This is a genomic window from Aminivibrio sp. (assembly GCF_016756745.1).
GTDB lineage: Bacteria > Synergistota > Synergistia > Synergistales > Aminobacteriaceae > Aminivibrio.
In genome coordinates this window covers 25,237-47,698 of record NZ_JAESIH010000070.1, presented here as the reverse complement: position 1 = coordinate 47,698, position 22,462 = coordinate 25,237, and the positions used below count along the sequence as shown (strand labels likewise).

Below are 22,462 nucleotides of genomic sequence, written 5' to 3'. Positions count from 1 at the left end.
CAGTTTTTGCGACCCATAATTTTTTCCCGTCACGCCTGAATCCTATTGCCTGTCTCAATATCGAATATGTGCGTTTTAGCTTCATGAAATTGAAGATGAATTCTATCTCCTTTTTGATACCGTCGTTCATCTTCCGTTGTAATGGTCAGAAATTCTTCCTCTCCGACGTCGATGCTGATTCGTTTTTCGTCTCCGAGATTCTCGAACACGTCGACTACAGCCTCAGAGACCGCTTCGGCTTCGTTATTGATGATGATATCAGTCGGACGAACTCCAAGGACTACGTTCATTCCGGACTTTACCATCCCTCTGTACTTGCGGGGTACCGCCACGCGAATTCCTTTGCGGGGGAAAAGGAAGTAAATCTTTCCATCCTCCTCCACGATGCTCACCTTCATGAGATTCATGGGAGGTTCGCCGATAAACCCCGCGACAAACAAGTTGGCGGGACTGTCGTAGACTTCAAGAGGCGTCCCGAACTGCTGGAGCTTGCCTTCGTCCATGATGGCGATGCGGTCCGCCAGCGACATCGCTTCCATCTGATCATGGGTGACGAGCACAGTGGTACACTTTATCCGATTGTGTATCCGCTTGATCTCCGTCCGGAGAACCTGCCTCATTTTTCCGTCAAGATGAGAAAGAGGTTCGTCGAGAAGCAGCACCATCGGCCTCCGTATGAGAGCCCGGGCAATGTTCACCCGCTGCTTCTGCCCTCCGGAAAGTCCGGCGGGCTTCATCTCAAGCAGATCCTCCACCTTCATAAGGGGAGCGATCTCCATCACCCGCCGATGAATTTCATCCTTCGAGATGTTCTTCGCCAAAAGATTGAACGCGATGTTGTCGTAAACATTCAGCGGTGGGTAAAGGGCGTAGTCTTCGAAGGCGAGACCGATGTTCCTGTCTTTGGGGTGAAGGTCGTTGATTCGGGAATCCCCTATGAAGATATCTCCCTTCGTAATCGTCTCCAGCCCGGCGATCATACGAAGCGTCGTCGTCTTGCCGCAGCCCGAAGGGCCGAGAATGCCCACGAACTCGCCGTCCTCGCACGAAAGGGAAAAATCGTTGACGGCATATTCGTTCGCGACCTTTTTTTTGGTTTCATACCGCTTAAACACGTTTTTCAACACAAGCCGAGCCATTCCTAATGCCTCCCTACCAGTTCAGCCTGATTATGACGTGTGACGAAAGCTCCTGTCTCGCCGTTGAAAAACAGGGCGTTTTGCATATCGAGCGTCATAAAAATGCGCGAATCCAGTTCCGCCTGGAGGTCATTTTGTGCCACAGCCTGGAAGAATAAATCCTTCACCTTGATGGTAAGGATGGATTTATTGCCTATGGGTTCAAGATTATAGACGGTACCTTCTACACAGTCATCCGATTTCTCGAAGGAATACCCCACGTTGATCCCGCGAATTCCCATGCGCCATCTCCCGACCCCGTCATAGGGAGCGTTTTCCAGAACCCGTGCAACATCCTCTTCCACCGGGAAAAAATGACCGCTGTCGCAAGATACGGCGTAGAGCAGATCGCCCCGACGGACAAGATCGATGTCGACCATATTGATCTCGGGTTCGCCGACAAGCTTCGCCACGAATTCGTTGACCGGAGTATAATAAATTTCATCGCTGCTTCCAATCTGAACGATTTCGCCTTTATCAATAATGCCGACACGGTCGCTGAGGCTCATGGCTTCGGTATAATCGTGCGTTACGTATATAGTTGTCGTGTCGAACTCCGTCTGCATTGCTTTCAGCTCCGTACGCATGAGATGCCGCAGTTTCGCATCGAGATGAGCCAGAGGTTCGTCCATGAGAAAGACGCGGGGCGAACGGACAAGGCAGCGCCCTATCGCCGTTCTCTGACGCTGTCCGTTGCTGAGTTGAGAGGGCAGCCTCTCCAGTAAATGGCCGATACCCAGCATGTCGGCTACTTTCTGCACACTCTGTTTTATAAACTGTTCGTCTTTCCTGTGCAGAGGACTTCTCATCGGGGACGCAATATTGTCGTACACAGTCATGTGCGGGTAGAGGGCATAATTCTCGAATACCATTGAGACGTTACGGAGCGCCGGCTCGACGAGGTTCATGATCTCATCGTCGAAGCGCAGCAGCCCTCCGTCCGGAAATTCGATGCCCGCCACTGTTTTGAGAACCGTCGTCTTTCCCGCTCCCGAGGGCCCGAAGAGGACGAAAAACTCCCTGTCCCGCACTTCAAGGTCGATATTCTTCAATGCCTGGATTTTACCGAAGGATTTCGATATTCCATCAAGCGTAATATGTGCCACGGGGAAACAACTCCTATCCTTTGACCGCGCCGAAACTTAGTCCGCGGACAAGGTGTTTTTGAATGACCAGGGCCAGTATCACTTCCGGAGTGGCCGTCACGACCGCCGCCACAGCCATTTGGCCGTAATGGACGGTATCCGAAGCTATATATCTCAAGGAGGCGACGGTAACCGGCATAATATTGAATCCACTGAGCAACAGCGGGAATGTAAAGCTGTTCCAGGCGAAGATGAACGCCAAAAGGGCGGATGCGACAAGCCCCGGCTTGATGAGCGGCAGCAGGATACGGATGAAGATCTGATACCATTTGTAGCCGTCGAGCTGCGCCGCCTGTTCTATCTCCACGGATATATCCTCGAAATAGCCGCGGAGCACCCATACCAGAAGAGGCAAGGTAATAAGCTGATAGACCCAGATCAGGCCGATGTATGTATCGTAAAGTCCTATCTTCTGGTAGACAAGGAAAAGAGGAAGCACCACGAGAATTTCCGGCGCGAACTTGAAGGAAAGAATGGTGAAGGCAAGGTCCTCTTTTCCTCGGAAATCGAAGCGGGCCAGAGAGTAGGCCGCCGGGACTCCTACCAGTATCGAGACGAGCACCGCGCCGCCGCTGACAATAAGATTGTCCATAAAATACTTGAAATAATCTGTTTTCAACAGTACAGCATTATAGTTTTCGAGAGTGGGATCGAAGAGAAACGTGGTATTGAACATCTGGGCATCGCTCTTGAAAGAGATGACGATCATCCAGAAAAGAGGAAAGATAGCGAAAATCGTCCATAGAAAGAGCATTGCATTACGGGCGAGAAATTCCATCGGACTGTTCTTCATCATTTTCCCTCCTACCTTCCGGATGCCTTCCGCTGCACGATAAGCCAGTTGCTCACGAGCTTCTTGCTTATTATGTAAATAACGACCCAAAGGAACAGGATATAGGGCATAGCTTCGCCGAACTTAAGAAAAGCGAACCCCTTGTTGTACGCGGTAAGAGACAAATTCATGAGAGTATCTCCCGGCCCTCCTTTTGTCAGGGCAAAAATAATGCCGTACTCCTGCATGGAAGCCATCAGACGAAATATGAGAGCGATATAGAGAAAGGGTTTCAACATGGGGAGGGTCAGATTTTTGAATGTAAACCACGCCGAACCTCCGTCGATAAGCGCGGATTCGAAAGGAGACTTGGGGAGAGAGTTGATCCCCGCCACTATGAGGACGATGACAAAGGGCGTGTACACCCATATGTCAATAAGCGCGGCCGTAAAAAGAGCCGTTTGAGGCGATGATGCCCACGGAAAACCGTAAACCCCAAAGTAGTTCAAAAACTTTTCAAGAATCCCTACAGAGGTATTGGTCATGAGCTGCCATATAATGGTAGCGATAACAGGAGCGATCATGAGGGGGAAGACAAGTATGACCTTCAGCGTCCGGCTGAACCAGTTGTCCCTTTTGCAGATGAGCAGGGCGATTCCCAGACCGAGAAGCATTTCCGAACCCGTGGTAACAAAAGCATATTTGCATGTAACCCATGCGGCATGCCAGAAAGCGGGATCCTTGAACATGAATATCCAGTTTTCAAGCCCTACGAATCGTACCGTAGGCCGCCGGAACGAGAGGTTCGTTAAGGAGTAATAGATCGCCGTGAAAAAAGGATACAGGATTCCGATTGTGAGCAGGAGCGCCGGCGCAATAATAAGATACGGCCTGACGCGGACTGAAAAAGGTTGTTTAGAGTACAGCTCGTTTCGTCCCACCAATAGACACGCCCCCTCTTTCTGTCACCGCCCCCCGCCGAAGGTGGGGGCCTGGTTTTATGAACCGCTCAAAGCGGGTGAAAATCATGAACCACCCACGGCGGCGGGTACATCAAAAAACCGCATAAAGACGGCCAATCCAGCAGCCTCAACTGATCCAAGTGCTTATCCTCTTGCTCCTGCCCCCGAATACACTCCCGCATCACCTGTTCGTCACGACCCGCAGCCGATACGAAAGATTCCCGCACCCGGAAACGCTCACCAGTGAAATTCCGCGCTTCGCCTTCATACGTCCTCGCGAAATGTATCGCACTCTTGCCCTTCTCGAAAGCCACGAACCGCTCCGCCGCATATTTGGGAGGTGTCCGCCGGCATGTCGGTATCCACACCGAATGATACTTGCAACCCCATCCACCATGACATAAAAAGGTCATGTCGTTCATGGAGCTTCTCCTCCCAAGAGAACTTTGATCGGTTTACAGAGGGAGAGCCGCTCATATTTCCGGAACTGTCAAACTCCGGGGTCCTCCGCCTCCAGCGGAGGATTGTCATTTTTGAGAACGGGTATAGAGCAGTATCTATACATTCCGAAAATTTTCTTTCTCGATTTTCCTGATAGCATCCAGCTTCGAACTCGATCTTCCCGGGATGAACTCCAGGGGAAGCCACTCTTCCACAAGCTTTTTCGCAAGCTCCGGGCCTATGACCCTGGCCCCCATGGTGATAACATTGGCATTATTGCTGAGACATGCCCGCTCTGCGGAATAGACGTCATGGACCTGTGCGGCGTAAATTCCCGGGAACTTATTCGCCGCTATCGCCATTCCTATCCCCGTGCCGCAAATGAGGATGCCCTTATCGGCGTAGCCGCTTTTGATAATCCTCTTCGCCACTCGGGCCGCCACCTCGGGGTAGGGTGTCTCATCGGAAGCGTCCATGACCCCCATATCCTCTACATCGACTCCTTTGGACTTCAGAAACGCCGTAATTTCATTTTTAAGAGAGACGGCGGCATTGTCACACCCCAAGATTATGCGTACCATTCGAGCACGCTCCTTCCCGAACTTTTCATGGAACCTCCATCAAAATACGCCGGATCGATTCCGCCATAGCGTCGAGCAATAGATAACAGGAGGTGGCACCCGCATCGAGAACCCCTCGGGAACGTTCTCCAAGTCGGCTTGCGCGACCTACTTTCGCAACCATATCTCTTGTGGACTCCCAACCTATTTTTGCCGCTTCTTGCATGGAGAGCAAGGCTGCATTAAAATCTTTTTTTTCAGCGAACGCCCTGTCAAAGGCATTCACCGCGGGGATGAGCGTATCCAGCAGCGTCTTGTCGCCCTGCTTCGCACCTCCAAGCTCTACTATTCCCGCCATTGCACTGTTCATCATGGCACTGAATTCTTCCCCGCCGATTTTTTCTTTGCCTTGCGTCTCCTTTGCCAGCTTACTGAAGAAAGTTCCGTAGATAGGCCCCATCGAGCCTCCGATCTCCATCAGGAGGATTCGGCCGAGCGTCTTCGCCGCGCCGGAGAAATCGCTCGTCTCCCAGTCCACCCGAGAGAGACACATTGAGAACCCCTTCTCCATGTTGACCCCGTGGTCGCCGTCGCCTATTGCTCCGTCGATTTCACTGAGGTAGGCCTTGTTCTCCCGGATCACCCGAATAAGATCCTTGATGATACAGGCTCCTTCTCTGTTCGAAAACGCCGCCCTCGTCATCGTCTACCTCTGAAATTGGGTGAGGCCCATACTCTCGGCCTCGAAGTCCATAAGCTCTTTCAACTCTTCGTCAAGCTTCATCACCGTAAGAGTCGCACCCATCATCTCAAGGGAGGTGAAATAGTTCCCGACGTAGGACGAGTGAATTGTGATGCCTTTCGCTTCGATACACTCCGCCATTTTTCCGAAGAGAATGTAGAGCTCCATTACCGGCGTGGCCCCCAAACCGGAAACAAGCACCGTCACTTCGTCGCCCTTCACGAAAGGCAGGTCGGGGAGAATGATGTTGACCATGGATTCCGCAATTTCGTCAGCGGGGGCAAGATCGGCAACTTCAATTCCCGGCTCGCCGTGGTGACCGATACCTATCTCCATCTTTCCCGGTTCTATTTTGAAATTCGGTTTTCCCACAGCCGGTATAGTGCACGGTGTAAGCCCCACGCCCACGCTCCGTGTATTGTCTATGGCCTTCTGCGCGGCGGCGATCACTTCTTCCAAAGACCCTCCCCGGGCAGCCTTCGCGCCCCCCACTTTCCACATGAAAATTTCGCCCGCACCGCCGCGGCGTTTATTTTCCTGTCCCTTGGGGGCAGAAGGCACATCGTCGTTCGCGACCACCGTCATGATCTTTATGCCGTCTTCCTCAGCCGATTCCTTCGCCATCTTCACATTCATGTTGTCTCCGGCATAATTTCCGTAAAGACAGGCGACTCCAACCCCTCCATCGGCAGCCACAAAAGCGTCGTAGAAAGCTTTTGCGGGGGGGGACGAGAAGATTTCGCCAACAGCCACAGCATCTACCATGTTGCGGCCGAGATACCCTATGAAAGCGGGTTTGTGTCCCGAGCCGCCGCCCGTCACAATACCCACTCGTCCTTTCACAGGGGCGGAGCGGGTTTTAAGTACCCTGGAATTCTCCGTCGTCTCCACAAGATTTCCATGACTTTTCACGAAACCGATGAGCATATCATCAACAACTCTGGACGGATCATTCACGAAACGCTGCATATGGAACCCTCTCTTTCTTTTTCGAAGATAGTTCGTACTGTGAATCAGCTCATCCGTCAATCATGACAGACCGTTTCTCCGCTCTGAAGAAGCAGCAGTTCTCTGGCCGTGAAGCAGTCTGTCACAAGAACGTCGATAAGCTTTCCCGTAAGGGCTCCGCGTATAGCCTCCACTTTTTCCAGGCCGCCCGCAACGCCTACGACAGTTTTGATGTTCCGTAATTCGTCGAGAGCAAGCCCAACCACTCTCTTATCAACGACAGAAGGGACGAGCCTTCCATCTTTATCATAATAACGTAGGGCGATATCGCCGACAGCTCCCCGATCTTTGAGGGCTTTCATTTCGCTCCACGAAATACTGTCGTTCTTTTTTATAATCATGGTGTCCGGGGTCAGCGTTCCAATACCGAGGAAGGCAACATCGGCGCATCGCGCTATCTGAAGCACCTCGGAGACGTTCGGATCGCTCAGGAAGACTTCACGGGCTTCGTGTGTCGCCGCGATTCCGGGCGCGGAAAGAAGGTATTTTTTCGCGTCGAGCACACCTGCGATAAGATTGACGATCTCACACGAATGAGAGTCGATACTCGGCTCGGAGACAAAACCAAGCCCCTGAATAACAGTGATATTCTTTGTTTTTTTCGCCACAGAGCAGCGTACGAGCGCTTTCGCCATGCAGAGAAGCGTCTCGCCCCAGCTTATGGTGATTTTCAGGTTGTCCTTGAGGATCTTCAGGAGATATTCCGCAGCGCCAATACCTATGCTTGTCCGAACCATACCGGGGATACCGCAGAGTTCCGTGTCGACGACTACGGCTTCGCGCAGGCCATAAAGACTTTCCAAGTCGCTTTCAAGTTTTTCATGAAGATGAAGGGGGGGGCGAATAGAGATCCGAACGATTCCGTCCTTCTTTCCCTGATCAAGGAGCCGCTGGACTTTCTGACGAGAAACACCGTAAAACTCGGCTATCGCAGCCTGAGTCATCTCTTCCTCATAATATTTTCGGGCTACCTTGACCATGAGGCGTTGGTCATCGGCGTTTAAAACCATTTCCGCACTCCCTTGAGAAACAGGATTGGTCGGGTTTACCTGAAAAAGCCTTAAAAGTGAGCAAATGCTCATGGCGTGAACATTCACTCAATAGACTTCTTATATAGCACTTCTTATTTTTTGTCAATAACTCGTTGATCGCCTAAATCCGCACCTCAACGGGGAGCGTTCCCCGTTGGCACTCCCCGCTGAGGTGCGGATTTAGGCTAAAGAAAGGGGCTCGTCGGAAAATGCGGCTTGCTGTAGAATGGAATTCATGGGAAGGTCTTCTGTTGTGCGGGGTGTTTTTTTATCGCATTTACAATTTTACGAAACAGAGGTCTTCTTGTCACTTTTCTCAGGCGTCGCACCGGTTTTTAGGTTGTCAAGGTCCAACGGAAGTTGAGTAAAGAAAATAGTTCTCGCACGGCTACATTCGGACAAGAGAAGGGGGCTTTCATCGTGCTGATAGGCATCGACATCGGGACAGGCGGGACAAAGGCGGTTGTACTGGATATTAAGGGGAAAATCATAAGCCAAAGTTTTCGCGAATACAGTGTTCTTACTCCCGCCCCTTCGTGGGCGGAACAGTGGCCCGACGTGTGGCTCGACGCCGTTCAGGTCACGCTGAAGGAGGCCTTCGAGCGCTCCGGGCTGAAGCCGGGAGATATCGCCGGAGTCGCCATCAGCGGGCTTTACGGGGGCTCGGGCATCCCTGTAGATAGAGATAAAAAACCTCTTCGGCCCTGTATGATCTGGATGGATCGCCGTGCCCGTAATGAGACGCAATGGGTGAAGGACAACGTTCCGCTCGATAAAATCTTCGGAATCACCGGCAACTACGTGGACAGCTACTACGGCTTCACAAAAATCATGTGGATGCGGGACAACGAGCCGGAACTCTGGAAGCGCACATATCAGTTCGTCACCCCGAAGGACTACGTCATTTATAAGTTCACTGACGTCCTCGCTACGGATTTTTCATCTGCGGGTAACATCGGCGGGATCTTCGACATCCACAAAAAAACATGGTCACCGGAGATGTGCGATATACTCGGAATCCCTCTCTCCCTCTTTCCGGAACGAATCACCAGCTCGTTCGATATAGTCGGTCGCCTGAACAAGCACTACGCCGAGGCGACAGGTCTGCTGAAAGGCACTCCTGTGGTCGCAGGAGGAATCGACGCTCCCGTGGCGCAGTTCAGTTGCGGAGTTATAAACGAGGGAGAGCACGTCGCCATGACGGGAACATCCATCTGCTGGGGGACGGTTCACAACGGGAAATACCTCTCTCCCGGACTCATCAGCTTTCCCTATGTGGTGAACGACGACACGAGTATCTACACGTTCGGAGGAGGAGCGACCTCCGGTGCCGTGATCAGATGGTTCCGGGACGAATTCGGCGCAAAGGAGAAAGAAGAGGAGAGGAAAACCGGTATTTCAGCATATTCGCTCCTGGAACAGAAGGCTCGGAATGTGAAGCCGGGAAGCGGAGGCCTCCTGGTGCTCCCCTATTTCATGGGGGAACGCTCCCCGATATGGAACCCGGACGCGCGAGGCTCTATCCTCGGCCTCTCTCTCCTCCACACCAGAGAACATATCTACCGCGCCTGTATGGAGGGCGTGGCCCACTCTCTTCGACACAATATGGAGGAAGCCGTCAAAGCGGGAATCTCGCTCGACGATGTATGCTACATGGTGGGAGGCCCTTCCAAAAGCGACCTGTGGACACAGATTTTCGCCGATGTAACAGGTTTTACGATGAAACGTCTCGATCAGGATGTGGAAGCTCCCTTCGGCGACGCGTTCCTCGCGGGGCTTGGAACAGGAGTCTTCAAAAATCCCGGGGAGATCAAATCCTGGCTTGGTTTCCGGGAACAGACGATTCCTGACCAGAAGAATCACGAAATCTATTCCCGTTACTTTGAACTGTACAAGAAACTCTATACGCAGTCGAAGGAGATCATGACCGAACTCGCGAAAATGCAGGCGAGCGGTGTATAGAGCAAGGCAGTCGGGAGAGCCTCTATGTTCGAACAGCTCAGGCAGGATGTTTTCGAAGCAAATATGAAGCTTGCAGCGTATGGTCTGGCGCCGCTCACCTGGGGCAACGCGAGCGGAATCGATCGGAGTGCCGGCATCGTCGCCATTAAAGCGAGCGGCATTCCGTATGAAGAGATGTCCCCGGAGGATCTGGTGCTCCTTGATCTCGACGGGAAAGTGGTGGAAGGGAGCCGTCGTCCATCCTCGGATACGGCGACCCATCTTGTGCTCTACAGAGCATTTTCCGAAATAGGCGGGGTGGCCCATACCCATTCTGCCGCGGCGACCGCTTGGGCTCAAGCGAGACGTTCCATCCCCCCCCTCGGGACAACGCACGCAGACTCTTTTTACGGATCCGTTCCGTGCACCCCTCTCTTGAGCAGAGAAGAGATCGAGGGGGAATACACGAAAAACACCGGGTATCTTATTGTAAAAACGTTCGCCGGGATTCGCCCTCTCGACATTCCGGCGGTACTTGTAGCGGGACACGGCCCCTTCACATGGGGGAAAAACGCTGCTCAGGCCGTGGAGAACTCAGTAATTCTCGAAGAAGTGGCTAAAATAGCGTTGAATACGCTCACTCTGGATCCAGCGGCTCCGTATATGCAGCAAGAGCTTCTTGACCGGCATTATTTTCGCAAACACGGCCCAGGAGCGACCTATGGCCAAAAGAGCGATGCGGGGTCCCCCAAGAAATAGACAGTCAAATCATGCGAATATCTTTCCGTTTCGTAACGATGCTTCGGATTCCTTCCTTTTCCTATCTGCCCTTGCCCTTGTTGTCATTCTGAGGGCGAAGCCCGAGATCCTCCCCTCGCTGGGCTCGGGATGCTGCGCGATCGTCGCTGGGCTCCTCAGGATGACAAAAGCGGTTTGTCATTCTGAGGGCGAAGCCCGAAGAATCCCGGTCTTGAGGGGCGAAGGACCAACCCCGAGATCCTCCCCTCGCTGGGCTCGGGATGCTGCGCGATCGTCGCTATGCTCCTCAGGATGACAAGAATCAGGTCCTTCCGCGATCGCTTCGCTCAGGACGACAAAAGCGGTTTGTCATCCTGAGGCCGGGTTTATGGCCGAAGGATCTCGCCTTTGTTGTCATTCTGAGGGCGAAGCCCGAAGAATCCCGCCTTTGTTGTCATTCTGAGGACCAACCCCGAGATCCTTCGTCGCTATGCTCCTCAGGATGACAAAAGCGAAATGCTTCCTTCGCTGGGCTCGGGACGAAAGACCAGGACCGAGATCCTCCCCTCGCTGGGCTCGGGACGAAAGACCAGGACCGAGATCCTCCCCTCGCTGGGCTCGGGATGCTACGCGATCGCTTCGCTCAGGATGACAAGAACCAGGGCCTTCTGCGATCGCTTCGCTCAGGATGACAAGAACCAGGTCCTTCTGCGATCGCTATCGCTCAGGATGACAAGAATCAGGTCCTTCCGCGATCGCTGCGCTCAGGAGGACGTCTGTTCTGTCATCCTGAGGCCGGCTTTTTGGCCGAAGGATCTCGCCTTTGTTGTCATTCTGAGGGCGAAGCCCGAAGAATCTCGCCTTTGTTGTCATTCTGAGGACCAACCCCGAGATCCTTCGTCGCTATGCTCCTCAGGATGACAAAAGCGAAATGCTTCCTTCGCTGGGCTCGGGACGAAAGACCAGGACCGAGATCCTCCCCTCGCTGGGCTCGGGACGAAAGACCAGGACCGAGATCCTTCGCTTCGCTCAGGATGACAAGAACCAGGGCCTTCTGCGATCGCTTCGCTCAGGATGACAAGAATCAGGGCCTTCTGCGATCGCTTCGCTCAGGATGACAAGAATCAGGTCCTTCCGCGATCGCTATCGCTCAGGAGGACAAAAGCGGTTTGTCATCCTGAGGCCGGGTTTATGGCCGAAGGATCTCGCCCTTGTTGTCATTCTGAGGACCAACCCCGAGATCCTCCCCTCGCTGGGCTCGGGATGCTGCGCGATCGTCGCTATGCTCCTCAGGATGACAAAAGCGAAATGCTTCCTTCGCTGGGCTCGGGACGAAAGACCAGGACCGAGATCCTCCCCTCGCTGGGCTCGGGACGAAAGACCAGGACCGAGATCCTCCCCTCGCTGGGCTCGGGATGCTGCGCGATCGCTTCGCTCAGGATGACAAGAATCAGGGCCTTCTGCGATCGCTATCGCTCAGGATGACAAGAATCAAGTCCTTCTGCGATCGCTATCGCTCAGGATGACAAGAATCAGGTCAGGCAAGCTCTTTCCCGAAGTTCCGGAGGCGGGATGTAACAAGCTCCTTCAGCTCCCGGATGACATGCTTGTGCTCCCCTTCCGGGAAGCCGTCCACGGTGGGTTCACGGCGCCGGGTCACCCCGTCCACCGCACCGGCTGAAATGAGGGCGTCCAGCATACATCCGGTCTCATCTTCCTCCGGGCCGATCCATTCTCCGCACCCCACCGACAGCAGGGAGGCGAGGGCATACCCTCCCCAGTCGGAGACATCCACCGGAAGAGCCGCATCCGCTTCCACAACGGAAAGGCAGGAAGCATAGCCGGGAAGCAGCTCCGCCAGCTCCCTGCGAAACAGGCCCATGCCGGCCTCGTTCCCTCCGTCGCCCACAGCCAGAACCTTCAGCCCGTTCCCGGACAAGGCCGCCTCGTCCAGGGGAGCGGTGGTCGCCGTGACGTCTTCGGCCCGCATATTGTAATACCGGCCGTCCTCTGCCCTTCCCAGGCGCTCGATAAAAACAATCAGATCGGGGCCGAAGGCGAGAATCTCCTCCGCACCCGCTGCCTCCAGAACGGCAGGACCGCCGACCGAAGCGGAACAGGCCTTCACGGCCTCCAGGCACAGCCTGTCCGTGAACAGCGCCGCTTCCCGTCCGCTCTTCTCCACCGACCTGCCAAGCGCCACGGCACCGCCGGGCCCGTCCGTCTCCGGGGAGCCGCAGGCCGGGACAAAAAAACCCGTCACCACGGCAACTCTGGACGCTCCCTCCAGCAATTTACCGGCTTCGTCAAGAAACCCGGAGCGAAAGAGGGAAGACACCTTTCTCCCCCCCCTGTCGGAGGCAATGAGCCGGCCGACGGAACCGCAGATATCCATGCTACACGCTCAGTTTCTCCACCAGGTCCAGAAGTTCCGGATTGAGGTGCTTCGGCGCCTTCCATGCCTCCTCCAGGGGACAGAGGGTCATCCGGCCGCAGATGGAACAGACCATGGATCCCGATTTCCCCTCCAGGAGAGATTCCACCGCGAAGGCCCCCATCCGGGACGCCAGAACGGTGTCGAAAGAGGACGGGCTGCCGCCCCGCTGGATATATCCGAGCACCGTCACCCGGGCGTCATACCCGCCCGTGTCCTGGAGGCGGTCCCTCAGCGCGAGGGCCGACATGACCCCTTCGGCCAGGATAATGAGGGAATGGGTCTTTCCCCGCTTCCTGGAGTAGTGGAGATGGTCGCACAACTTCGCGATGTCAAGCTGAATCTCCGGCAGCACCACGTACTCCGAGCCCGATGAGACGGCCACCTCGAGAGCGAGAAAGCCCGTGTCCCGTCCCATGACCTCCACGATGAAGAGCCGGTCGTGGCTGCTCGCCGTGTCCCGGAGTTTCTGCACCGCCGAGAGGGCCGTGTTCACCGCCGTATCGAAGCCTATGGTCACGTCCGTCCCCGCGATGTCGTTGTCTATGGTGCCGGGAACGCCGATGACGGGAAGGCCCAGCCTTTCCAGTTCCGCCGCGCCCCGGAAGGATCCGTCGCCCCCGATAACCACGAGGGCGTCCACCTTCCGGTTTTCCATCTGCACAAGGGCCGCCCGCTGTCCGGCCTCGGTCTTGAACCGCTCGCTCCGGGCCGTCCGGAGGATGGTGCCCCCCCGGTGGATAATCCCGCCCACGGCCGCCCGGTCCAGGGTCATGCAGTCGCCGTCCATGAGCCCTTCAAAGCCCCGCATCACCCCGATGGTCTCCATGCCGTGGTACAGGGCCGTCCGGACCACCGCCCTGACAGCCGCGTTCATCCCCGGCGCGTCGCCTCCGCTCGTCAACACCGCAATGCGTTTCATCATGATGTCTTCTTCCCTCCCGGATTCTCTGAATAAAGACAGGATTTATCCTACCACAGAGGTCACGAGAGGTCACGAAAAAAAGAGGGCCCGAAAAAACCGGACCCTCTTTCCCTTCGAGCGAACACCTACTGCTTCTGGAGTTCTTCCACGCGTTTGTTTACGGTCAACAGTTCGTTATTTACTTCATTGAGCTTGTCTTCAAGGTCCTTCTTCTCGGCAGTGAGTTTCTCGATTCTCTTTATGAGACGGTCAAGCTCCAGCCGTGATGCTGCCCGGCCCGCATAGAGCTTTCCGGGGTTGTCTTTGTCGATATCCCAAAGGAAGGACACAGAAAGCTTATTGGACAGGAAAGGGCTTATCGCGCCGCTGACATCCAACTTTATCGTCCTCACTCCATCAAGGAGGGACTTACCCGTCTTTTCATCGTACCGGGGGAACCAGACCATACCGTCCCGGCGGCCCTGGAGCTTGAAATTGAACCGTTTGTCGTAGTCCGCCGGAGCATACTTGTTTTTTCCCAACCAGAGGTTCACCATCTTGTCAAAGGGCGCCATATGCATGGACGGTCCGTTGTTGTTGAAGGAAAAATGGAACGGAACATACTCCTCGAGGTTCAGCGTTTTCAAAAGCTGGTATTTGTACTGCTCTTTTTCGTCGGCTGTCCAGAGATTCTTTTCCGCCTCCGCCTCAATGAGCGCTTCCACGTATTCGGCGGAATACAGGGTGATCTCGATCTCCAGACCGCCCTGAGTATCCTTTTCAGCGTAGAACTCTTTCCTCGTCCACCGCGACATTACGGATTCCAGCCGCTTGTCTGCGGCGGCCTCAGCCCACTCTGCCGCGCCCGACAGCAGAAATACGAAAAGAATACAAAGGATCATTTTCTTCATATCATCGATACCCCCCGCACAATCGCGTCAAATGGTACATCTCACCGAGAGAAGTATACCAGAAAAAGATGCCTTCCCAATCGGTGATCCTGCCTATTTTCAGGGACAAAAAAAGCGGACCCTGAGGTCCGCTTTTTGTATTTCGGGTATTTCCTAGAACACCACTCTGGTCCGGAAATGGATCATATCGTCGTCATACTTCTCGATATCGCTGTCGAACTTGTCATAGGCAAGCGAGAAGGTGACCGCGGGAGTGTAGTGGTAGTTGAAACCGATGGAATAGTTGTCCGCATCGTTGTCCACAAGGCTGCCCCCATTAGTACGCGGTGACATTCCGTCGATGTCGAACTTGGCATAGTGAAGGAAGGTATCCCACTTGTCGCTCCACTTCTGAAAAGCGCCGATCCTCCAGATATCGGCATCGTTCTGAATCTGCATGAAATCGCCGTAACCGTAGTTCCTATACAGAGGAGCATAATCATAAACGTTTGCTATGAACTTATACGTTTCCTTGTTCGGCGTCACGAAACCGGCATCAACTTGGTTGTACTCCAGCCAGAGAGAGGTGAATTTAAGAGCTTCCTGCTTCACCTCGAAAATCGCCCTCCAGGCGCTCGGATCGTCAGAGGCACCAACTACCTTATCCCCGAAATGCTCGGTATCCTGAGAGTAATACGCACCCTTCAGTATGAAGTTTTCGCTGAACTTGACCTGCGGCTCCACATACCAGGTTGCAAAATCATTATCTTTAGTATTACCAGGTTCCTCGTTTTCGAAATCGATCATCTGGTACCCGGCCATCAGGCTGAACTGTTCGTTGAAGTTGAAGACAAAGCGGGCGGCGTACTCCCAGTGCTCCTTAATACCCGTATAATCCTTATCAGCAGGATTAGTTACCTCTTCAGCACTGTCTTTCCTGGAAGCATACAGCCCGAACTGCCCCATGGAGAAATTCTTCGTCAGGTAGAACGCCTCAAGACCATCGCGGTCCGTGAGGAGACCGTCGGTCTGCCAGGTTCCGAAAGGAACCCAGTAGAGCGCATCTTCCCAGTCGATGGACTGGCGGCCTGCACGAAGGTGCATCTCCCAGGGAAGGTCGACGTCGACATAAGCCCTGGTCCATTTCGGAGAATCACCGCCTGCGCCATGGAACCGCCCGTAGAAGCTCACACCGTCGGAAATCTGCTTATAGAAGTGAAGCCGGACACGGGTAGTATTCTGGTCCCACTTGTTATTGACACCATAGAGAGTACTGTTGTCATTGTCAGTGGTCCTGGAGTCGAAGCGGAATTCTCCGGTCAGCTTCCAGCCGCCGACGCCTTCCTCAAGAACGGCAACCCTGCTGTCAAGCTTGTCGACCTTCACGCCGAGAGCGTCAAGTTCGTCCTTGAATTCGACGACGAGCTTCTTCAGCATTTCGACATCCTGCTTGCTGGCCTTGGTCATGTCGACGACTGCCAGAGCGCGGGCGACCGCGGAAGCGACTTCGTAGCGGGTCATGGGCTGGTTGCCCTTGTAGGTGCCGTCGGGATAGCCGGAAAGCACGCCCCGGGCGGCAAGCTGGCCGATTGCGTCGTAGGCCCAGTGGTTCATGGGAACATCCATGAACGGGTTGGCGGCGGCGAACGCAGGAGCGGCGAAGGCCACAAGCGCGATTACTGCAACAAGCGCAAGAATCTTTTTCATTGTGTGTTAACCCCCTTGGTTTGTGTGTTTTTTATTTTCGCGGATTTCCGTTTTTCTCCGCTTCGGGGGGGTTCGGGACGAAGTTTCCTCGTTTCCTTTTCCCATTCCCCTTTCGCTTCGTAAAACAGTTTTCCGCCTTCAGCTTCCGCTCGTCCTTGTTGGCCTGGGGGTTTGCACCTCCTTTCACGCCGTCGGGATTTCTGCACGGAAGCATAGAAGCTGATGAATCCAAGGTTATATTGTCAAAGTACGCCAATACACCGTTTCTTGATGCATTGTAGACGAGGACCGCCTTTCTGCAAATAGGACCTAAGAACTATTTTTACGTATAATTACTGAGCGCCCGACGCGTCCTCGACCGAGGGGAGGGGAGGTGACGCGTGAACAGCCTGCCCCGGGGGAAGGACGCACTGAAAAGCTCATGACACTACCTCTCCGATCTCCAGTATATCGTCTCTTTATACTGTCCATCAAATCGGGGGCAGGGCAAAGCACGCACGGTACAACTCCGAATACTGTTTTGCAATTACCTGCACGGAAAAACGGGATGATGATTTCAAGGAATCGCGCCCCAGAGCATCCCGTTCTTCTTTTGAAAGCGAGAGAAAGGTTTCGAGAATAGCGCGCAGCTCTTCAACATCATCCGGCTCACAAGGAAACACTCCGCCTCCATCTAAAATATCCAGAGTACCGCCAATTTTCGTCGCGGCTGCGGGGAGCCCTGCGGCCATGGCTTCGAGGAGGGCGAGACTGAATCCCTCCGGTTTGTTCGAAGGTTGTACAAAAAAATCGGCACCCCAGAGAAACGGGCGAACATCAGAGACATACCCCCAGAATAAGGTTCGGTCCTCCAAAGCGTACTCATCTACAAGCCGTTTCAATTTTTTGTGTTCCGGCCCGTCTCCCACAAGCCATAACCGCCACTTTGCAGTTTTCGGAATCCTTGCGCACGCCTGGATGAGGATGTCAAAAGCCTTCCAGTCCACGAATCGCCCAAGCCCCAAAAACACAACGTCGTCTTCCGAAACGCCTGCAGTGTTTCGGATCCTGCTTCTTTCTTCCGAGGAGCGCTGGTAGAAGTCGCTATCCACCGGATTGCGGATTGTGACAATCCGGTCCGCGGGGAAACCAATTTTTTCCATGTGCGCTGATACGGCAGCGGAACATCCGACAATAACACCAGAATTCATATAGTAGTATTTTTTCCGGGGATACTTATCGATTGTGGAAACAACAGGGATTCCGAGCCGGCTTCCCCAATAACCGCCAATGAAGGCTGCGGAAGAAAGCCGGGTGTGGAGCACATCGGGACGGATTTTTTCAATGGCATTCCCCACTCCTTTGCAGAAGGGAGGAAACCACGGAACCAAAGCTCCTGAATAGATATGGGGAACCGAGTACTCTTCGAGCAGCCGGGCGAGAGTCCCCCCGGGAGGACAGAGTACGACATTCCTCAATCCCATTTCCTCCAGGCTAAGAAGAAGCTGGACCCACGGACGCCCCCACGCAAGATTGGCTTCATTCACATAATGGAGGATTCTCATTTTTTCTCTCCCTCCGCGCAGACTTCCGCATATACTGCCTCAACTCCGTCAGTCATTTTTTTTACCGTCGGGATTTTCTCCGGGGAGAAACGGGAAAGGACAGAATTTCCTTCCATAAATCCCTGCAACGTCCGCCTCCAAACATCTTTTTCTCCCGGCGGCAATAGTCCTTCTTCGGTTTCAGCCATCTCGATGACGGGGGGGATGGATGAGGCAAGTACCGGCACTCCCATCTGGACCGCCCTGGCCAGTGTCAGGGGCATCCCTTCGGTGTAGGAGGGAAACAGGAGGCAAGAGCACTCCGAAAGCCGGCGATCCGTATCATCCCGGAAACCATGGAGGAAAACCCGTTCACTCAGCCCAAGTTCTTTAATTCTTGCCGACAGTGAACTAAAAAGCGGACCGTCTCCCACTACGTCAAAAATCCAGTCACCGTCAAGTCCGGGAAGAACTTCCACCAAGTCCTGAATCCCCTTCAAAGACGTAAGGCGACCGATAAAGAGAAAACGGGTTATTCCGTCCGCAGGCCCCTTCCAGGAAAAATTCGTTTCCGGCATTCCGTTGAGGATAACTGTCGTATTATTGCCGAAAAATGACTCCATGGTTTTTTTCACGGCTGAACTGACACAGATCACCCTGCCGGCCTTCCTGTAGGGACGATAAATCCATGCCGTCTTGTTGCTGAATACGCCGTGAGCAGTGACTACAAAAGGAATTCCGGCCATCCTCGCAGCCCAGTAAGCTATCCATGCCGGCACTCTTGAATGGGCATGAATGACCTCCGCCTTTTCACTTTTCGCGATCCGGGCGACTCTGACCGAAGAATACAGTGCCGTCAGGGGGTTTTTCCGGTGCACCGGCAGATGGACGATTTTAACGCCTTTCAACTGGGCTTCCAGCTTTCCTCCCGCAGAAACGACGGTGACATTATGCCCCAGGGCCGCCAGTTCGTTCGCCAGCCACAGGACATGCCGTTCAACACCGCCCTCGTCCATTTCCGGAAGAATGTGGATAATATTCATGGGGTCAGTTTCACGCCCCGGATCCCCGGAAAGGCTGTACACCGAGCTCGTTTACGATGCTGCGAAATTCGTCCGGGGCATTCTCCCGTTCGAAACGGGGTTCGATTCCCCACCTGAGAAAAGCCCCCGACTCTTCCATTTTCGCATGGTCCCGGTTTTCACAGACGTTCAGGGTTTCCCTTGGAATCAATTCAGGATGTTCTCTCACCACAACCGTCCCACTTCCCTCCGGCAGCGGAGGTTCCGCGGCACGCCACGCATCGCTGCAGCGGATCGGAGAATCCGCGTCCGGTCCCCCGCGGTCGGTTTTTTCCAGGCTGTCAGGAAGAAAGGTGAGGACCTTCGCTCCTGCGACAGCCTTCGATCGGGCGGCGGGAGGGAAAGAACGCCGCGAACCGGTGAGGATGGCGTCAGGGGCAAACTCCCCGGCCTTACGGTCATACCAAACGTTCCCGACCGTGGGGAAAAGGCGCTGATTGACCCTGACGCCATCCTTCCGCAGCCGCGACTGGAGTCCCTTTCCGGCCCATCCGCCCAGGACGGCAGCATCCGTCCCCGACCGGGCAAGAGCCGCAGAGAGATGAAAAACAAAGGATGCCGCCCCATCCGCAATGAGGGCGTCGGAACAAAAAAGAACGTTCATCGGCATCAGCTCTTTTCCTTCAGGTTATCAAATCGAAGGCCGGGAAAGGGAAATTCCGGTTCATGCACCGCTCCGCCGTTCCACAATCCACTCTGCTTTTCAGCCAATAAGCACAAGGCGAAGAGAATTTTGCTTTCAGTACATTCCTTCCGCAATTGGAAATACGTACTATTGCTGTATTATACATTTTTCATTTCATCAGCTTGACCGGGCAAAGATCATTTTTCCCAGTCAGTCAGGGTATCTTCAAGTCCAAGATATCCATGTTTTGACAGGCAATCATACTCATAGAACTTGGCAAATTTCAGGAAACGATGATGTCCGACGCTTACCGCGAAGATAAACCCCCAAAACCCGTAAAGAAAGAAGCGGTCGAGAATAAAAACTTTAAGAACATTGAGAGGCAAGGCTCCGACCATCCTCCATGGAGAATAACTTTTCCGCTCCTCTATCGCTCTCTTGAGCTGCATGTCCGATGCCCGGAGGCGTTTCCGGAAAAGGTTGTTCAGGCCAAAATAGGAGAAATGGTGCACAAAGCCGTGAAGAGTTTTTATTCTGGGGTTTTTGATCTTGAAGACAACGTCATCATGGCCTAACCTACCGCTCATTTCCATGGCGTCACGATTGTAGAGCCGGACCCACCGGTAATGCTTCACCCAGCGAATCGGAGCGCTCCTGCCGGGAAACATGTTTCCAATCCTCACTTTGTAGCCGTGGTATCGAGGCTCCTCCTTTACCCTTTTGATCTCCTCGACAAGTTCATCGGAGAGCACTTCATCCGCGTCAAGGCGCAGCACCCACCGGTTCGAGCAACACTTTTCAGCAAAACTTACCTGGTGACCTATGGATTCCCACGGATGAAAAATAAAAACAGCTCCATATTTTCTTGCCACTGATTCCGTTCCATCAACACTGCCCGAGTCCACGACCACAATCTCATCAGCGACAAGAGCGGCCTTCTCGAGGGCAAGGGACAGCCGTTTCTCTTCATTTAAGGTAACGAAATATACCGACAGGGGAATCATAGAATCACCTTCACTTTCCGGTGTGCTTTCCCAAAAGCATGCTGATGCCACAAATTCGATGATGGGCGGCTTGATTCTCTGAAAATACCCGCAAGGACAGAAGGTAGCTTTGTGTATCCATGTCCCGTTTTTATCATGATTGGGCCTCGGAGGCCCCCAAAGCCCGGCAGGTTTTGCCGTCTCTTCATGTTTCAGTTTCAGAGCATATTCCTTGTGTTGTCTCATTTCCAGCCGCTTTACAGGCAAATCCCAATAAATACCAGAAAACACAGGCAAATTTATAACGGATTGAAAAAATATCTCCCCCAAAACCCAAAAAAAGGATCGAAGGAACAGAAACACATACCGCAATCCAGAACCAGCGGTTTTCGAAGCACATTCTTGAATACAGAAAAGATTTGTATGCCGCAAAAATAAAAATTAATACCACCGCTACCAGCGACGGAATTCCCGCGTAAGTTGCAAGATTAAGATACATATTGTGGGAGTCGTAAATGCGATCAACTTTCATTCCTGTTTGTTTTTCGTTCCACCAACTTTTGTTCACCTGCGCAAATGGCTCGGAAAAAGCTCCCCATCCCCACCCTGAAATCGGGTATTTTTTTATAAGATTCAGAGAACCTTTCCAAATAAACGCTCTATTTGTAGTGAACTTTCCAAAATCATGAAAAGACGTTAGCTGGCTGTATTCTCGCGTCATGTATGTAACAAGTTGTTTTTTTAACGCGGGATTTGTTTTCTCAAGAATCCCCACCATTCCGCCAAACAAGGCAATAAACAGAAAAAGCAGAAGCAAAATTTTCTTCAGGTAGCTTTTTCCGCCCAGAACGCAGAGAAAAAACAGACAAAAAACGCTTGTCGTCCACGCTCCTGAACTGGAACTAATGGCTATTAACACGAAAACTCCGGCAGACAATATCCAAAAAAAACAATTCGTCCCATTGCTAAAAGCCCGGGAGAGCACAAAGGGGAGTATGACTACTCCGTGCAGTCCCAGACTTAAGATATTGCTGTAAATTCCGGCAAAATGATTTTTAGAGAAAAAAAGAAAAAGAGAATAAATAGACGATATAACAGCCGTCAGCAAGAATACACTCCAAAATCTTTTGATCATTTCTTCGGAATAGAGCCTTGCGGCGATCCATAAAGAAAATGCAAATTCCAAAACCAACGAGTACCCTTTTATAAATGAATACAGATCAGGGAGCCTGAAAAAACTCGGGAAAAAACCCCACACGAGTATAAACAAAAGCAGAATTTGCACCTTTCTATCGAGCGAAGACACAGCTTTTTTCTTCCTGATAAATTCCGCCAACAGGCCGATGATCGCTATCAGCCAGCCGAAATACCTGGGGACAGGTCCCCAGAATGCAAAGAAAACGGACCAGAGAAAACCGAATTCGACAAGGGAAATGGATCTCCATCCCCATTTACACAGTGGATTTAAATACATTACCATGCAATCCTCCGAACCAGAAGTCTGCCAGGATAAAGGCGTTTCGGACAACCCGTCAAGAACCACGACCACACAAGACTCTCTGAATAGGAGAGAAATAATCCCGCACTCTTGGCGTACACTATAAGCGGATGCGCCTTCGAGTAAGGATGGGACCCTGCTTTCCTGCCGTACAATCCGCGGTATGTCGCAACCCGGGGAATCTCCGGGAAAAGTGAGGTCCACCAGCCAATCCATGGGGAAACCTTCGAGCGAGCATGAATCGTTTCGATTCTTTGTTTTTTGCGATACGAGCGACCTGTACAGCTAAAACCAAAGC

General features: G+C 53.1%; 19 protein-coding genes and 1 pseudogene. 2 read left to right on the top strand and 18 right to left on the bottom strand.

Features of this window, described 5'->3' with window-relative positions:
* Positions 1-29: 29 nt before the first annotated feature.
* The 9 genes and pseudogenes from JMJ95_RS12230 to JMJ95_RS12190 all read right to left on the bottom strand — a co-directional run bounded on the left by JMJ95_RS12230 (position 30) and on the right by JMJ95_RS12190 (position 7,905).
* Positions 30-1,139, bottom strand: coding sequence for an ABC transporter ATP-binding protein (locus JMJ95_RS12230; RefSeq protein WP_290685722.1), 1,110 nt, complete (start codon positions 1,137-1,139; stop codon positions 30-32).
* 2 nt (positions 1,140-1,141) lie between these two features.
* Entirely contained in the window at positions 1,142-2,284 is a 1,143-nt protein-coding gene (locus JMJ95_RS12225; protein ID WP_290685721.1) for an ABC transporter ATP-binding protein, read from the bottom strand.
* 13 nt (positions 2,285-2,297) lie between these two features.
* The gene (locus JMJ95_RS12220; protein ID WP_290685720.1) at positions 2,298-3,116 is read right to left on the bottom strand and encodes a carbohydrate ABC transporter permease; all 819 of its coding nucleotides are present in this window, start codon (positions 3,114-3,116) and stop codon (positions 2,298-2,300) included.
* An 11-nt stretch (positions 3,117-3,127) separates the two neighbouring features.
* Complete coding sequence (locus JMJ95_RS12215; protein ID WP_290685719.1) at positions 3,128-3,769, bottom strand: carbohydrate ABC transporter permease; 642 nt, start codon at positions 3,767-3,769, stop codon at positions 3,128-3,130.
* A gap of 410 nt (positions 3,770-4,179) precedes the next feature.
* Positions 4,180-4,479: pseudogene (locus JMJ95_RS12210) on the bottom strand (hypothetical protein); the annotation flags it as partial.
* Between the two features lie 135 nt (positions 4,480-4,614).
* A complete protein-coding gene (rpiB, locus tag JMJ95_RS12205) occupies positions 4,615-5,079 on the bottom strand; it encodes a ribose 5-phosphate isomerase B (protein ID WP_290685718.1) in 465 nt (154 codons plus the stop codon).
* A gap of 25 nt (positions 5,080-5,104) precedes the next feature.
* Positions 5,105-5,761 (bottom strand): dihydroxyacetone kinase subunit DhaL, encoded by a 657-nt coding sequence (dhaL, locus tag JMJ95_RS12200; protein ID WP_290685717.1) that lies wholly within the window; start codon positions 5,759-5,761, stop codon positions 5,105-5,107.
* Between the two features lie 3 nt (positions 5,762-5,764).
* Positions 5,765-6,769: a dihydroxyacetone kinase subunit DhaK gene (locus JMJ95_RS12195; protein ID WP_290685716.1), complete on the bottom strand. Its 1,005-nt coding sequence runs from the start codon at positions 6,767-6,769 to the stop codon at positions 5,765-5,767.
* Positions 6,770-6,825: 56 nt separating this feature from the next.
* Positions 6,826-7,905 carry a sugar-binding transcriptional regulator gene (locus JMJ95_RS12190; protein ID WP_290685715.1) on the bottom strand — a complete coding sequence of 360 codons (1,080 nt, stop codon included), beginning with the start codon at positions 7,903-7,905 and terminating at the stop codon, positions 6,826-6,828.
* A 354-nt stretch (positions 7,906-8,259) separates the two neighbouring features.
* On the opposite strand from JMJ95_RS12190, the gene JMJ95_RS12185 reads away from it, so the two are divergent.
* Both JMJ95_RS12185 and araD read left to right on the top strand, forming a co-directional pair.
* Positions 8,260-9,801 (top strand): FGGY-family carbohydrate kinase, encoded by a 1,542-nt coding sequence (locus JMJ95_RS12185; protein WP_290685714.1) that lies wholly within the window; start codon positions 8,260-8,262, stop codon positions 9,799-9,801.
* A gap of 24 nt (positions 9,802-9,825) precedes the next feature.
* The gene (gene araD, locus JMJ95_RS12180) at positions 9,826-10,539 is read left to right on the top strand and encodes an L-ribulose-5-phosphate 4-epimerase AraD (protein WP_290685712.1); all 714 of its coding nucleotides are present in this window, start codon (positions 9,826-9,828) and stop codon (positions 10,537-10,539) included.
* A gap of 1,516 nt (positions 10,540-12,055) precedes the next feature.
* Here araD and JMJ95_RS12175 read toward each other — a convergent pair.
* The 9 genes from JMJ95_RS12175 to JMJ95_RS12135 all read right to left on the bottom strand — a co-directional run bounded on the left by JMJ95_RS12175 (position 12,056) and on the right by JMJ95_RS12135 (position 22,380).
* A complete protein-coding gene (locus tag JMJ95_RS12175; RefSeq protein ID WP_290685710.1) occupies positions 12,056-12,913 on the bottom strand; it encodes a DUF4392 domain-containing protein in 858 nt (285 codons plus the stop codon).
* Position 12,914: 1 nt separating this feature from the next.
* Complete coding sequence (gene pfkA, locus JMJ95_RS12170; protein WP_290685737.1) at positions 12,915-13,874, bottom strand: 6-phosphofructokinase; 960 nt, start codon at positions 13,872-13,874, stop codon at positions 12,915-12,917.
* A gap of 128 nt (positions 13,875-14,002) precedes the next feature.
* Positions 14,003-14,767, bottom strand: a complete 765-nt coding sequence (locus JMJ95_RS12165; protein ID WP_290685708.1) for a hypothetical protein — start codon at positions 14,765-14,767, stop codon at positions 14,003-14,005.
* A 153-nt stretch (positions 14,768-14,920) separates the two neighbouring features.
* Positions 14,921-16,453, bottom strand: a complete 1,533-nt coding sequence (locus tag JMJ95_RS12160) for a porin (protein WP_290685707.1) — start codon at positions 16,451-16,453, stop codon at positions 14,921-14,923.
* A gap of 470 nt (positions 16,454-16,923) precedes the next feature.
* A complete protein-coding gene (locus JMJ95_RS12155; RefSeq protein WP_290685706.1) occupies positions 16,924-17,997 on the bottom strand; it encodes a glycosyltransferase in 1,074 nt (357 codons plus the stop codon).
* Complete coding sequence (locus JMJ95_RS12150) at positions 17,994-19,019, bottom strand: glycosyltransferase family 4 protein (RefSeq protein WP_290685705.1); 1,026 nt, start codon at positions 19,017-19,019, stop codon at positions 17,994-17,996. The genes JMJ95_RS12155 and JMJ95_RS12150 overlap by 4 nt, the downstream gene beginning before the upstream one ends.
* Positions 19,020-19,029: 10 nt before the next feature.
* Positions 19,030-19,662, bottom strand: a complete 633-nt coding sequence (locus JMJ95_RS12145) for a hypothetical protein (protein ID WP_290685704.1) — start codon at positions 19,660-19,662, stop codon at positions 19,030-19,032.
* Between the two features lie 218 nt (positions 19,663-19,880).
* Positions 19,881-20,912, bottom strand: a complete 1,032-nt coding sequence (locus tag JMJ95_RS12140) for a glycosyltransferase family 2 protein (RefSeq protein ID WP_290685702.1) — start codon at positions 20,910-20,912, stop codon at positions 19,881-19,883.
* Entirely contained in the window at positions 20,872-22,380 is a 1,509-nt protein-coding gene (locus tag JMJ95_RS12135; protein WP_290685700.1) for an O-antigen ligase, read from the bottom strand. Before JMJ95_RS12135 ends, JMJ95_RS12140 begins: the two co-directional genes overlap by 41 nt.
* Positions 22,381-22,462: the final 82 nt, after the last annotated feature.